The organism is Actinotalea sp. Marseille-Q4924 (genome assembly GCF_916618755.1).
In the GTDB taxonomy this organism is placed as follows: Bacteria; Actinomycetota; Actinomycetes; order Actinomycetales; family Cellulomonadaceae; genus Actinotalea.
Genome location: NZ_CAKAKB010000002.1, coordinates 517,414 through 529,880 on the forward strand (window position 1 = coordinate 517,414; position 12,467 = coordinate 529,880).

At 74.3% G+C, this 12,467-nt stretch carries 10 protein-coding genes and 2 tRNA genes; 9 read left to right on the top strand and 3 right to left on the bottom strand.

Annotation, left to right across the window (positions count from 1 at the left end; genetic code table 11):
- The first annotated feature begins 32 nt into the window (after positions 1-32).
- Both gltX and LG379_RS06605 read left to right on the top strand, forming a co-directional pair.
- Entirely contained in the window at positions 33-1,568 is a 1,536-nt protein-coding gene (gene gltX / locus LG379_RS06600) for a glutamate--tRNA ligase (protein WP_225753786.1), read from the top strand.
- The gene (locus tag LG379_RS06605) at positions 1,565-2,356 is read left to right on the top strand and encodes an HAD family hydrolase (protein WP_225753787.1); all 792 of its coding nucleotides are present in this window, start codon (positions 1,565-1,567) and stop codon (positions 2,354-2,356) included. Before gltX ends, LG379_RS06605 begins: the two co-directional genes overlap by 4 nt.
- 40 nt (positions 2,357-2,396) lie before the next feature.
- Here LG379_RS06605 and LG379_RS06610 read toward each other — a convergent pair whose 3' ends face one another.
- A complete protein-coding gene (locus tag LG379_RS06610) occupies positions 2,397-4,262 on the bottom strand; it encodes a gamma-glutamyltransferase family protein (protein ID WP_370634452.1) in 1,866 nt (621 codons plus the stop codon).
- A 141-nt stretch (positions 4,263-4,403) separates the two neighbouring features.
- On the opposite strand from LG379_RS06610, the gene LG379_RS06615 reads away from it, so the two are divergent.
- Together LG379_RS06615 and LG379_RS06620 are read left to right on the top strand one after the other, a co-directional pair.
- Positions 4,404-4,475: transfer RNA gene (locus LG379_RS06615), tRNA-Gln, on the top strand.
- A 110-nt stretch (positions 4,476-4,585) separates the two neighbouring features.
- Positions 4,586-4,658, top strand: a tRNA-Glu gene (locus LG379_RS06620).
- A 200-nt stretch (positions 4,659-4,858) separates the two neighbouring features.
- Here LG379_RS06620 and LG379_RS06625 read toward each other — a convergent pair.
- Positions 4,859-5,578: an IclR family transcriptional regulator gene (locus tag LG379_RS06625; protein ID WP_034221820.1), complete on the bottom strand. Its 720-nt coding sequence runs from the start codon at positions 5,576-5,578 to the stop codon at positions 4,859-4,861.
- A 99-nt stretch (positions 5,579-5,677) separates the two neighbouring features.
- Between LG379_RS06625 and leuC the strand changes: the two genes are divergently transcribed.
- From leuC to LG379_RS06650, 5 genes are all read left to right on the top strand, one after another.
- A complete protein-coding gene (gene leuC / locus LG379_RS06630; protein WP_225753788.1) occupies positions 5,678-7,144 on the top strand; it encodes a 3-isopropylmalate dehydratase large subunit in 1,467 nt (488 codons plus the stop codon).
- A gap of 46 nt (positions 7,145-7,190) precedes the next feature.
- Positions 7,191-7,859 carry a 3-isopropylmalate dehydratase small subunit gene (leuD, locus tag LG379_RS06635; RefSeq protein ID WP_225753789.1) on the top strand — a complete coding sequence of 223 codons (669 nt, stop codon included), beginning with the start codon at positions 7,191-7,193 and terminating at the stop codon, positions 7,857-7,859.
- 135 nt (positions 7,860-7,994) lie between these two features.
- On the top strand, positions 7,995-9,311 hold the full coding sequence (murA, locus tag LG379_RS06640) for a UDP-N-acetylglucosamine 1-carboxyvinyltransferase (RefSeq protein WP_225753790.1): 1,317 nt from the start codon (positions 7,995-7,997) through the stop codon (positions 9,309-9,311).
- Between the two features lie 21 nt (positions 9,312-9,332).
- Positions 9,333-10,049: a 1-acyl-sn-glycerol-3-phosphate acyltransferase gene (locus LG379_RS06645; protein ID WP_225753791.1), complete on the top strand. Its 717-nt coding sequence runs from the start codon at positions 9,333-9,335 to the stop codon at positions 10,047-10,049.
- Positions 10,046-11,146 (top strand): NAD(P)H-dependent glycerol-3-phosphate dehydrogenase, encoded by a 1,101-nt coding sequence (locus tag LG379_RS06650; protein WP_225753792.1) that lies wholly within the window; start codon positions 10,046-10,048, stop codon positions 11,144-11,146. Before LG379_RS06645 ends, LG379_RS06650 begins: the two co-directional genes overlap by 4 nt.
- A gap of 2 nt (positions 11,147-11,148) precedes the next feature.
- Here LG379_RS06650 and LG379_RS06655 read toward each other — a convergent pair whose 3' ends face one another.
- The gene (locus tag LG379_RS06655) at positions 11,149-12,309 is read right to left on the bottom strand and encodes a PLP-dependent aspartate aminotransferase family protein (RefSeq protein ID WP_225753817.1); all 1,161 of its coding nucleotides are present in this window, start codon (positions 12,307-12,309) and stop codon (positions 11,149-11,151) included.
- Positions 12,310-12,467: the final 158 nt, after the last annotated feature.

Below are 12,467 nucleotides of genomic sequence, written 5' to 3' on the forward strand. Positions count from 1 at the left end.
GTCGGCGGGCGCGCGACTACGCTGGCCGGACCATGTCTGAGAACCTCGCGACGCCGTCGTCCCCCTCCTCCTCCGCGACCGGCTCGGCCGTGCGCGTGCGCTTCTGCCCCTCGCCGACCGGGACGCCGCACGTCGGCCTCATCCGCACCGCGCTGTTCAACTGGGCCTACGCGCGGCACACGGGGGGCACCTTCGTGTTCCGGATCGAGGACACGGATGCGGAGCGGGACTCCGAGGAGAGCTACCAGCAGCTGCTCGAGGCGCTGCGCTGGCTCGGTCTGGACTGGGACGAGGGCGTCGAGGTCGGCGGGCCGCACGGGCCGTACCGGCAGTCGCAGCGCCTGGACCTCTACGCCGACGTCGCGCGACGCCTGCTCGAGGCGGGGTACGCCTACGAGTCCTTCTCGACGCCCGAGGAGGTGGAGGAGCGCCACCGCGCGGCCGGACGCGACCCGAAGCTGGGCTACGACGGGTTCGACCGGGACCTCACCGACGAGCAGAAGGCCGCCTACCGGGCGGACGGCCGCGAGCCGGTGCTGCGGATCCGCATGCCCGACGACGACGTCGTCTTCACCGACCTCGTGCGCGGGGAGCTGACCTTCAGGCCGGGCTCGGTGCCGGACTACGTCATCGTCCGCGCCAACGGGCAGCCGCTGTACACGCTGACCAACCCGGTCGACGACGCGCTCATGGGCATCACGCACGTCCTGCGCGGCGAGGACCTGCTGTCCTCCACACCCCGGCAGGCGGTGCTCTTCCGGGCACTCGTCGCGCTCGGCGTCGCCTCGGTCGAGCCCGTCTACGGCCACCTGCCGTACGTCATGGGGGAAGGCAACAAGAAGCTCTCCAAGCGCGACCCCGAGTCCAACCTGTTCCTGCACCGGGAGCGCGGGTTCGTGCCCGAGGGGCTGCTCAACTACCTGGCACTCCTCGGCTGGTCGATCGCGCCGGACCGGGACATCTTCACGGTCGAGGAGATGGTCGCCGCCTTCGACGTCGCGGACGTGCTGCCCAACCCCGCCCGGTTCGACGTCAAGAAGGCCGAGGCGATCAACGCCGCGCACGTGCGCCTGCTCGAACCGGGCGACTTCCGCGACCGCCTCGTCCCGTACCTCCACGACGCCGGGCTGCTCTCCGCCCGGGCCTACGGCGACCTGCGCGAGGACGAGCGCGCCGTGCTCGACGCCGGCGCCCCGCTGGTGCAGGAGCGCATGACGCTGCTGGGCGAGGCCGCGGGGATGCTGGGCTTCCTCCTGCGCCCGGACGCGGACGTCGTCGTCGAGGACGACGCCCGCAAGGCCCTGCGGGAGGACTCCGGCGAGGTCCTCGACGCCGCCGTGGCGGCCCTCGAGCCGCTGGCCCCGGAGGCCTTCACCACAGCGTCGGTGCAGGACGCGCTGACGACGGCGCTCGTGGACGGTCTGGGCATCAAGCCCCGGTTCGCCTTCACGCCGCTGCGCGTGGCGGTCTCCGGCCGGCGCGTGTCCCCGCCGCTGTTCGAGTCGCTGGAGATCCTCGGCAAGGACTCGACGCTCGCGCGGCTGCAGGCGCTGCGCGCCTCGCTGTGACCGCCGACGCGCCGGCGCGGGCGGGCGAGGGCGCAGGGCGCCCCGTCGACGGCGTGCTGCTCGACATCGACGACACCCTCGTGGACACGCGCGGCGCCTTCGCGGTCGCGCTGACCGCGGCGGCGTCGGCGTTCCTGCCGCACGTGACCGCGGACCGCCACGCGGAGATGCTGCAGGTCTGGCGCGCGGACGGGGGCGACCACTACCGCCGGTACACCCGCGGCGAGATCGGCTACCGCGACCAACGGTTCGCCCGCGCGAACGAGCTGCAGCGCGTGTTCGGCGGCGAGCCGCTCGACGACCAGGCGTACGCCCGGTGGGACGCGATCTTCGAGGACGGCTTCGCGGGCGCCTGGGCGGCGCACGAGGAGGCCTCCGAGGTCGTCGACCGGCTCCTCGACCACGGCCTGGCGGTGGGCGCTCTGTCCAACGCCGGTGTGGAGTACCAGACGACGAAGCTGCGCCGGGTGGGCCTCGCCGACCGCGTCGAGGTGCTCGTCGGCGTGGACACGCTCGGTGTCGGCAAACCCGACCCCGCCGTCTTCCTCGAGGCGTGCCGGCGGCTCGGCACCGAGCCGGCCCGCACGGCCTACGTGGGCGACGAGCTCGACGTCGACGCGCTCGGCGCGGTGGCCGCCGGCCTCGTCGGGGTGTGGGTGGACCGGCCCGGTCCGCGTCGCGTCGACGTCCCGCCGGAGGACCTCACGGCCGCGCGCGCCGCGGGCGTCCACGTCGTGACGACGCTCGCCGAGCTGCCGGTGGTGCTCGGCGTCGACGTCCGGGGGTGACCGCCGTGTCCGCCGTGTTGGCCGTGTCCGCCGGGTCCCGTCAGCGCCCGACGGCGTAGCCCTGCATCCCCCGCGGCGTGGCTGCGGCCCGCAGCATGCCGTCACGCCCGATCGCCACGGCGCTCAGCCGCCCGAGCGACCACGGACCCGACGCGGTCACCCGGTGACCGCGGCGGCGCAGCTCGGCGAGCACCTCCGGTCCGAGCCGGTCCTCGGCGGTGACGCCGAGCGGGTCGAGGTCCCGGGGGTCGAACGAGGAGACCAGGTGCGTGGTGTGCCACGTCGGGGCGTCGATCGCCTCCTGCAGCCCCATGCCGTAGACGAGGTGGTTGAGCAGGAGCGGCACCTGCCACTGGTCCTGCTGGTCGCCGCCGGGGGTGCCGCAGGCGATCTCCGGACGCCCGTCGCGGAGGACGAGCGTCGGGCTGAGCGTCGTGCGCGGACGCTTGTGCGGTGCGACGGAGCCGGGCAGGCCGGGCTCGACCCAGAACATCTGCGCGCGTGTGGGCAGGGGGAAGCCCAGGGCCGTGACGACGGGGGAGGACTGGAGCCACGCGCCGCTGGGCGTCGCCGAGACGATGTTGCCCCAGCGGTCGACGACGTCGAGGTGGCACGTGTCGCCGCGGGCGGAGCCGTCGGTCCGCACGGCCGGCTCCGTGCCGAACGTCGGCTCGCCCACGCCCGCGGGTGACGCGCCCGGGGTGGCCGCGGCGCCGTCGTCGGCCGCGCCCGCCAGCGCCCGGTCCACCCGGGCGACGACGGCGTCCGGGAGCCCGCGGGGCGCGCGGCCGCCGGGGGCCCCGGGGAGGTGCTCGTCCGAGGCCGTCGCACCGACGAGCGCCCGGCGCTGCGCCGCGTACTCCGTCGAAAGGAGCTCGGTGAGGGGCACGTCGGCGTGGTCGGGGTCGGCGTACCAGTGGTCGCGGTCGGCGTAGGCGAGCTTCGCGGTCTCGACGACGGCGTGGACCAGCTCCGCGCTGCCCGGCCGGGTGTCCTCGAGGTCCATGCCCTCGAGCATCCGCAGCTGCTGGAGGAGCACGGGCCCCTGGCCCCACGGACCCGTCTTGGCGATGGTCCGGCCGGCGAACTCGACGGTCGTGGGTCGCTCCTCGCGGACGCGCCAGCCGGCGAGGTCGTCGGCGGTCAGCAGCCCGCGGTGCCGTCGCCCGGAGGAGTCCATGAGCTCCTCGGTGGCGGCGAACCGGCCGATCTCCTCGGCGACGAAGCCCTCGTAGAAGGCGCGGCGGGCACCCTCGATCTCGGCCAGCCGGTCCGGGCCGGCGGCGCGGGACTCCTCGACGATGCGCTCGAGGGTGGCCGCGAGGCCGGGCAGGCGCAGCCGGCTCGACGGTGCGGGGACCTCGTCGCCGGGCAGGTAGGTGGCTGCGGACGAGGGCCAGTGCTCGCGGAAGTGGTCCGCCACCCGCGCGATCGTCGCGGAGGCCTGCGCCAGGAGGGGGAACCCGTCGCGGGCGTAGCCGATCGCGAACGCGAGGACGTCGGCGACCCGCCAGGTCCCGTACCGCGCGAGCATGTCCATCCACGTGCCGAAGGCGCCGGGGACCACGGCGGCGAGGAGGCCGGTGCCGGGCACGTGGTCGAGCCCCAGGTCGGCGAACACCTCGGGCGTCGCCGCCCCGGGGGCGGTCCCCTGACCGCACAGCACGAACGGCTCCGAGCCGGCCGCGGCGGCGACGACGGGGAGGTCGCCGGCGAACCCGTTGAGGTGGGGCTCCACCACGTGCAGGACCAGACCGGCGGCGACGGCGGCGTCGAACGCGTTGCCGCCGCGCTCGAGGACGGCCATCCCGGACTGCGAGGCCAGCCAGTGCGTCGACGCGACCATCCCCGTCGTGCCCAGGAGCTCCGGCCGGGTGGTGAAGGGTGGTGTCGTCACGTCAGGCATGCTTGCACGGCGCCGGGACGGGCACCGCTCGGACAGGCGTCCGGTTTGGAGCGGTGGTCCGTCTCGGGTAGTGTCTCCCGGCGGTACGACGACCGGTTCCGGACCTCTTCACGGGGCCCCAGGGCACGGCGTTATACCCCATGGGGTATGGTGTAATTGGCAGCACGAGTGATTCTGGTTCACTTAGTCTAGGTTCGAGTCCTGGTACCCCAGCGCTTCGCTGACCTGCGGTTTCACCCCCACGCCGGGGTGGTCGGGGGTGCGGCGGAGATGGTGTAAGGTACTCAGCGGATCGAAGCCCTGCGGGGTGGAGATCGACCCAGGCCCCCATCGTCTAGTGGCCTAGGACGCCGCCCTCTCACGGCGGTAACAGGGGTTCGAATCCCCTTGGGGGTACACGAGAAGGCCCGGTCGCGCAGCGGCCGGGCCTTCGTGCTGTCCAGCGCCCGGTGGAGTCCCGCGCCCTGTCGCAGGGAGCGGTCGTGCCGGATGCCGGTGCGGGTCCTCCCCGCCGTCTCCAGACGCGGACGAGGGGCCCCGCGGCGTGCGGGGCCCCTCGGAAGCGGGGTCGGCGTCGTCGGCGACGGGGACAGGGACTACTCCGAGGTGCGGCGCAGGACCTCGGTCAGGCGGTTGGCCGCGGCGACGACCGCGGCGGCGTGCAGGCGACCCGGCTGCCGGCCGAGGCGCTCGACGGGTCCGGAGATGGACACCGCCGCCACGACGCGACCGGACGGGCCGCGCACGGGCGCCGAGACGGACGCCACGCCGGCCTCGCGCTCGGAGACGGACTGCGCCCAGCCGCGCCGTCGGACGCCCGACAGGATCGTCGCCGTGAACTTCGCGCCCTGCAGGCCGCGGTGGAGGCGGTCGGGCTCCTCCCAGGCCAGGAGGATCTGGGCCGCCGAGCCCGCGTGCATCGTCAGCGTCGCGCCCACGGGGATCGAGTCCCGCAGGCCCATGGGCCGCTCGGCCGCGGCGACGCAGATGCGCTGGTCGCCCTGGCGGCGGTAGAGCTGCGCGCTCTCCCCGCAGTGGTCGCGCAGGGCGGTGAGGACCGGGTTGGCCGCTGCGAGGAGACGGTCCTCACCGGCGGCCGTGGCGAGCTCGGACAGGCGGGGTCCGAGGACGAAGCGACCCTGCATGTCGCGGGCGACGAGACGGTGGTGCTCGAGGGCGACGGCGAGGCGGTGGGCGGTGGGCCGGGCGAGGTGGGTGGCGGCGACGAGCTGGGCGAGGGTCGCGGGCCCCGCCTCGAGGGCGCTCAGGACCGACGCGGCCTTGTCCAGGACGCCGACTCCGCTAGAGTTGTCCATAGGTCGATATTGGCGTCTCACGCGCTGAGACGCAAGTCCCTCGACCGAACCGGCTCCCGGGCCACCCCACCGGGCAGGACAGCTGAGAGGAAGCATCTGATGGGTCGCACGCTGGCGGAGAAGGTCTGGGACGCGCACATCGTGCGCCGCGGCACGGACGGCGCGCCGGACCTCCTCTACATCGACCTGCACCTCGTGCACGAGGTGACGAGCCCCCAGGCGTTCGAGGGTCTGCGGCTCGCCGGCCGCCCCGTGCGCCGGCCGAACCTCACCATCGCGACGGAGGACCACAACACCCCCACGCTCGACATCGACCTGCCGATCGCGGACCGCACGAGCCGGACGCAGATCGAGACACTCCGCCGCAACGCACAGGAGTTCGGGGTCCGCCTGCACTCCCTCGGCGACGCCGACCAGGGCATCGTGCACCAGGTGGGTCCGCAGCTCGGGCTGACGATGCCGGGGCTCACCGTCGTCTGCGGCGACTCGCACACCTCCACGCACGGCGCCTTCGGTGCGCTGGCGTTCGGCATCGGCACGAGCGAGGTCGAGCACGTCCTCGCGACGCAGACCCTGCCCTTGGCGCCGTTCAAGACGATGGCCATCACGGTGGACGGCACCCTGCCGACGGGCACGACGTCCAAGGACATCATCCTGGCGATCATCGCCAAGATCGGTACCGGCGGCGGCCAGGGCTACGTCCTCGAGTACCGCGGGGAGGCGATCCGCGCGCTGTCGATGGAGGCGCGGATGACCATCTGCAACATGTCGATCGAGGCGGGTGCGCGCGCCGGGATGATCGCGCCGGACGAGACGACGTTCGAGTACCTCCGCGGCCGCCCGCACGCGCCCGAGGGTGCCGACTGGGATGCGGCGCTGGAGTACTGGCGGACGCTGCGCACCGACGACGACGCCGTGTTCGACGAGGAGGTCGTCCTGGAGGCGTCGGACCTCGAGCCGTTCGTCACCTGGGGCACCAACCCGGGGCAGGGCCTGCCGCTGTCGGCCTCGGTGCCGGACCCGGCCGCGATCGCCGACGAGAACGAGCGCGTCGCCGCCGAGCGGGCGCTGGAGTACATGGGCCTGACACCCGGCACGCCCCTGCGGGAGATCCCGGTGGACACCGTGTTCATCGGCTCGTGCACCAACGGCCGGATCGAGGACCTGCGGTCGGTCGCCAAGCTGGTCAAGGGCCGGAGCAGGGCTGACGGCGTGCGCGTGCTCGTCGTGCCGTCGTCGGCGCGCGTGCGGCTGCAGGCGGAGGCCGAGGGGCTGGACCGGATCTTCCTGGACTTCGGCGCCGAGTGGCGCAACGCCGGCTGCTCCATGTGCCTGGGCATGAACCCCGACCAGCTTCAGCCGGGCGAGCGGGCGGCGTCCACGTCGAACCGCAACTTCGAGGGGCGCCAGGGCAAGGGCGGTCGCACGCACCTGGTCTCCCCGCTCGTCGCGGCGGCGACGGCCATCCGCGGGACGCTCTCCTCGGTGGCGGACCTCGGCGCCGACGTCGTCGCGCCGGACGGCAGCCCGCTCACCCCCGCCGAGAGCGGCCGGCTGTCCGCCTGAGGCGCGGGCGCGACCACCGACAGACCCAGACGGAGGCCTGAGGACGATGGAGAAGTTCACCCAGCACACCGGTGTCGGGGTCCCGCTGCGGCGCGGCAACGTGGACACCGACCAGATCATCCCCGCCGTGTACCTCAAGCGGGTCACGCGGACGGGCTTCGAGGACGCGCTGTTCGCGGCGTGGCGCGGCGACCCGTCGTTCGTCCTCAACCAGGACGCCTACCGAGCGGGCTCGGTCCTCGTCGCAGGCCCGGACTTCGGCACCGGCTCGTCCCGGGAGCACGCCGTCTGGGCGCTGAAGGACTACGGCTTCAAGGCCGTCCTGTCCGCCCGGTTCGCCGACATCTTCCGCGGCAACAGCGGCAAGCAGGGCCTGCTGGCCGCGCAGCTCGCCCAGGAGGACGTCGAGCTGCTGTGGAAGGTGCTCGAGGCCAACCCCGGGACCGAGGTGACGGTCGACCTCGTCGCCAAGCAGGCACGCTGCGGGGACGTCACGGTCCCGTTCCAGGTGGACGACTACACCCGCTGGCGCCTCATGGAGGGCCTGGACGACATCGGCCTGACCCTGAAGCACGAGCCGGACATCACCGCGTTCGAGGCGGAGCGGGAGGGCTGGCGTCCGCGCACCCTGCCGGCCAGGCACCTGCCGCCGGTCGAGGTCGTGGCGGCCCGCCCGGTCGCGGCGCCGCGGCACGGGGACGACGCCCTCGCCTGACCGGCACGCCTCACGAACCACAGCGACGGCCGCCCGCGCACAGCGGGCGGCCGTCGGTGTTCCCGATGACGCAGTCGTGAGCATCACGCCGCGCCGAGGTGACGGTTCGGCCCCCGGTGGGGGAGCATGGCCCCCATGGACGACGTGCTCTACGTGAACGGCGGGAACCCCCTCAACGGTCAGATCACCGTTCGCGGAGCCAAGAACTTCGTGTCGAAGGCGATGGTCGCCGCCCTGCTGGGCGAGGGACCCTCGGTCCTGCGCAACGTGCCGCAGATCCGGGACGTCGCCGTGGTGACCGGGCTGCTCGAGCTGCACGGGGTCACCGTGCACCACGACGCCGAGGGGGGCGTGCTCACGCTCGACCCCAGCAACGTCGAGTCGGCGCACGTCGCGGACATCGACGCGCACGCCGGGTCCAGCCGGATCCCGATCCTCTTCTGCGGCCCGCTGCTGCACCGGCTCGGGGAGGCGTTCATCCCCGACCTCGGCGGCTGCCGGATCGGCGACCGGCCGATCAACTACCACCTCGACATCCTGCGCCAGTTCGGCGCCGAGGTGGACAAGCGTGCCCAGGGCATCCACATCCGCGCGCCCCAGGGCCTGCACGGCACCAAGGTCACCCTGCCGTACCCGTCCGTGGGCGCGACCGAGCAGCTCCTGCTCACGGCGGTGCGTGCGGAGGGCCTCACGGAGCTGCGCAACGCGGCGATCGAGCCCGAGATCATGGATCTCATCAACGTCCTGCAGAAGATGGGCGCGATCATCTCGGTGGACACCGACCGGGTGATCCGGATCGAGGGCGTCGCCCGGCTCGGCGGCTACCGCCACACGGCGCTCGCGGACCGCATCGAGGCGGCCTCCTGGGCCTCGGCGGCGCTCGCCACCCGCGGCGACGTCTACGTGCGCGGGGCGAGCCAGCCGGAGATGACGGCGTTCCTCAACACCTTCCGCAAGGTGGGTGGCGAGTTCGACGTCGACGACGACGGCATCCGCTTCTGGCACCCGGGCGGCGACCTGAGCTCCATCGTCCTGGAGACCGACGTCCACCCCGGGTTCATGACGGACTGGCAGCAGCCCCTCGTCGTCGCCCTGACGCAGGCGACCGGCCTGTCGATCGTCCACGAGACGGTCTACGAGAACCGCTTCGGGTTCACCGACGCGCTGCGGGGCATGGGGTCGACCATCCAGGTCTACCGCGAGTGCCTGGGCGGTCACCCGTGCCGGTTCGGGCAGCGGAACTTCTACCACTCGGCCGTGATCTCCGGCCCCACGCCGCTGGCCGCCGCCGACATCGAGGTGCCGGACCTGCGCGGCGGCTTCAGCCACCTCATCGCGGCCCTCACCGCGAAGGGCACGTCGTCGGTCCGCGGGATCCAGCTCATCGACCGCGGCTACGAGCACTTCCAGGAGAAGCTGACGGCGCTGGGCGCGGAGTTCTCGCACGGCTGAGCGCCGGTAGCATCGCCTGCCGTGCCCGCACCGCAGCGCTCCAACCCCGCGTACCGCGCCATCGCCCGCCTCGTGCGGCCCGTCATGATGCTCGTGACGAAGCGGGACTGGCACGGCGCGGAGCACCTGCCCCGTGAGGGCGGGTTCATCGCGGTCGCCAACCACATGACGAACGTCGACCCCCTGACGTTCGCGCACTTCCTCTACGACAACGGCGTCGCGCCGAAGGTCCTCGCCAAGGCCTCGCTGTTCACCGTGCCCGTCCTCGGGCGCCTCCTGCGCGCCAGCGGCCAGATCCCGGTCTACCGCAACTCGGTGCGCGCCGGGGAGTCGCTCGTGGCGGCGGAGGCGGCCCTGGCCGACGGCGAGTGCGTCGCCGTCTTCCCCGAGGGGACGCTCACGGGCGACCCGGACCTGTGGCCGATGCTCGCCAAGACGGGGGTGGCCCGCCTCGCGCTGCTGACGCGGGCGCCCGTCGTGCCGATCGCGCAGTGGGGCCCGCAGGACCTCCTGGGTCCGACCGCCACGGTGCCCCGGCTCCTCCCGCCCAAGCGGGTGACGGTCGTCGCCGGTCCGCCGGTCGACCTGTCCGACCTGCACGGCCGTCCGCTCGACGCCGCCACCCTGCGCGCGGCGACCGACCGGATCATGGGCGCGGTGACGCGCCAGCTGGAGGCCATCCGCGGGGAGACGGCGCCGGCGACGCCCTGGGACCCGCGACGGGGGAGCCGCGCGTGACGGCGACGGGTGCGCGGGTCGGCCTCGGGCCCGACGACGCCGCGGCCCCTCGCCGCGCCGCCGTCCTGGGGACGGGTGGCTGGGGCACTACGTTCGGCCTCGTCCTCGCGGACGCGGGCTGCGACGTGACGCTGTGGGGGCGCAGCGCGGCCGTGTGCCGTGAGGTCCGGGAGGAGCACCGCAACGAGGCGTACCTGCCCGGCGTGCCGCTCCCCGAGCGCATCACCGCGACGACCGACCCCGCGGAGGCGCTCCGCGGCGCGCAGGTCGTCGCCGTGGCGGTCCCCGCGCAGAGCGCCCGTACGGTCCTCGCGCCGCTCCGGGAGCACCTCGAGCCGGATGCCGTCGTCGTGTCGCTCATGAAGGGCGTCGAGCTGACGAGCGACCGCCGGATGAGCGAGGTGCTCCAGGAGGTCCTCGACGTCCCGGCGTCCCGTGTCGCGGTGGTCTCCGGACCGAACCTCGCCCGCGAGATCGCGGAGCGGCAGCCGACGGCGACCGTGGTCGCCTCGAGCGACCCCGGCACCGCGCGACTCGTCGCGGCGGCCTGCGCGTCGGCGTGGTTCCGGCCGTACACGCACGCCGACGTCGTCGGGGTGGAGCTCTGCGGGGCCGTGAAGAACGTCATCGCGCTCGCGGTGGGCATCGCCCAGGGTCAGGGTTTCGGGCACAACACCACGGCGACCGTCATCACCCGCGGGCTCGTCGAGATCACGCGGCTCGGGCTGGCCCTGGGTGCCGACGCCGAGACGTTCTCGGGTCTCGCGGGCATGGGCGACCTCGTGGCGACGTGCGCGTCCCCGCTGTCGCGGAACCACAGCCTCGGCGTGCAGCTGGGGCGTGGCCTCACCCTGGACCGTGCCCTCGACGCGACCCCCGGCACCGCGGAGGGCGTGAAGTCCTCGACGTCGGTGCTGGAGCTGGCGCAGACCGTCGGGGTGGACATGCCCATCACGGCGGCCGTCGTCGATGTCCTGGCCGGGCGGCTCGCGGTGGAGGACATGGCGGCGAGCCTGCTGTCCCGGCCGCACCGCGCCGAGGGCGTCGAGGGCGCGCACACGCCCCTGCCCCGCCCGGACCTGGAGCCCGCGGGCTGAGGTCAGGGGCGCGAGGCGTCCAGGGCGGCGGACAGGTCCGCCCAGAGGTCCTCGAGGTCCTCGATGCCCACGGACAGCCGAAGCAGGTCCTCCGGCACGGTGACGGACTCCGTCGCGAACCGGCGCCGACGCTCGAGGCTCGACTCGACGCCGCCCAGGCTCGTGGCGGGCACCCACAGGCGCACGGCGTCGACGACGGCGTCCGCCGCGGCGACACCACCGTGCGGACGCACGCCGAGGATCGAGCCGTAGCCGCGCAGCAGGCGCGTGGCCCGGTCGTGCCCCGGGTCGCCCGGCAGGCTGGGGTGTCGGACCTCGGCCACGGCGGGGTGCGCCGCGAGCCGCGCGGCCAGCTCGGCGGCGGTGCGCTGGGAGCGCTCGACCCGCAGCGCGAGCGTCCGCAGGCCCCGGAGCGCGAGCCACACCTCCCACGGTCCCGCGACGGCGCCGTGCAGGGTGCGGTAGGAGGCGAGGCGAGCCCGCAGGGCCTCGTCGTCGGTGGCCAGGGCGCCGAGGACCACGTCGGAGTGGCCCGCGAGGTACTTCGTCACGGAGTGGAGGACGACGTGCGCGCCGAGCCGCAGCGGCTGCTGACCGAGCGGCGTGGCGAACGTGTTGTCGACGACGACGAGCGTGCCGGTCTCCCGGGCGGCTGCCGTGAGCGCGGGCAGGTCGGCGACCTCGAGCATGGGGTTCGTCGGGGACTCCACCCACAGCATCGCGGCGGGTGTGCCCGCGCCGTCGGGGGCGGTGCCGCGCAGCGCACGGACGACCGCGTCGGTGTCCGCGATGTCGACGTGCTCCACGCCGAGCACGCCCCGCGCCGCGAGCTCCGCGGCCAGCCCGAGGGTGATCTGGTACGCGTGGCGGGGGACGACCAGCCGCCCGCCGGGCGGCACGAGCGACAGCGCCGCGGCCACCGCCGCCATCCCCGAGCCGAGGACGAGAGCGGGCAGCGCCGCGTCCTCCAGGGCGGCGAGCGCCTCCTCGAAGGGCTGCCACGTCTCGGTGTCGGCGCGCGCGTAGAGCAGCTCGCCGGGTCCCGGGACGCCGGCGGAGACGTAGGTGGAGGAGAGGATGACGGGCGGGTTCACCGGTCCGCCCTGCCGGCGCTCCGGCCGTCCGGCCGCCACCGCGACCGTCCCGGGGGCGAGCCCCTGCAGGTGCGCGGAGCGGGCCGGGGGACCGGAGGGCGGGGGAGTGCTGCCGGAGGTCACCGTGGCAGGGTAGTCGGCGGTCGTCCGGCGACGACGGCGGTGCCCAAGGAGCGGTGCGCCGCCGGACGCGGCGGGGGCCGCTGCCGCACGGCGCCCGGTAGGGT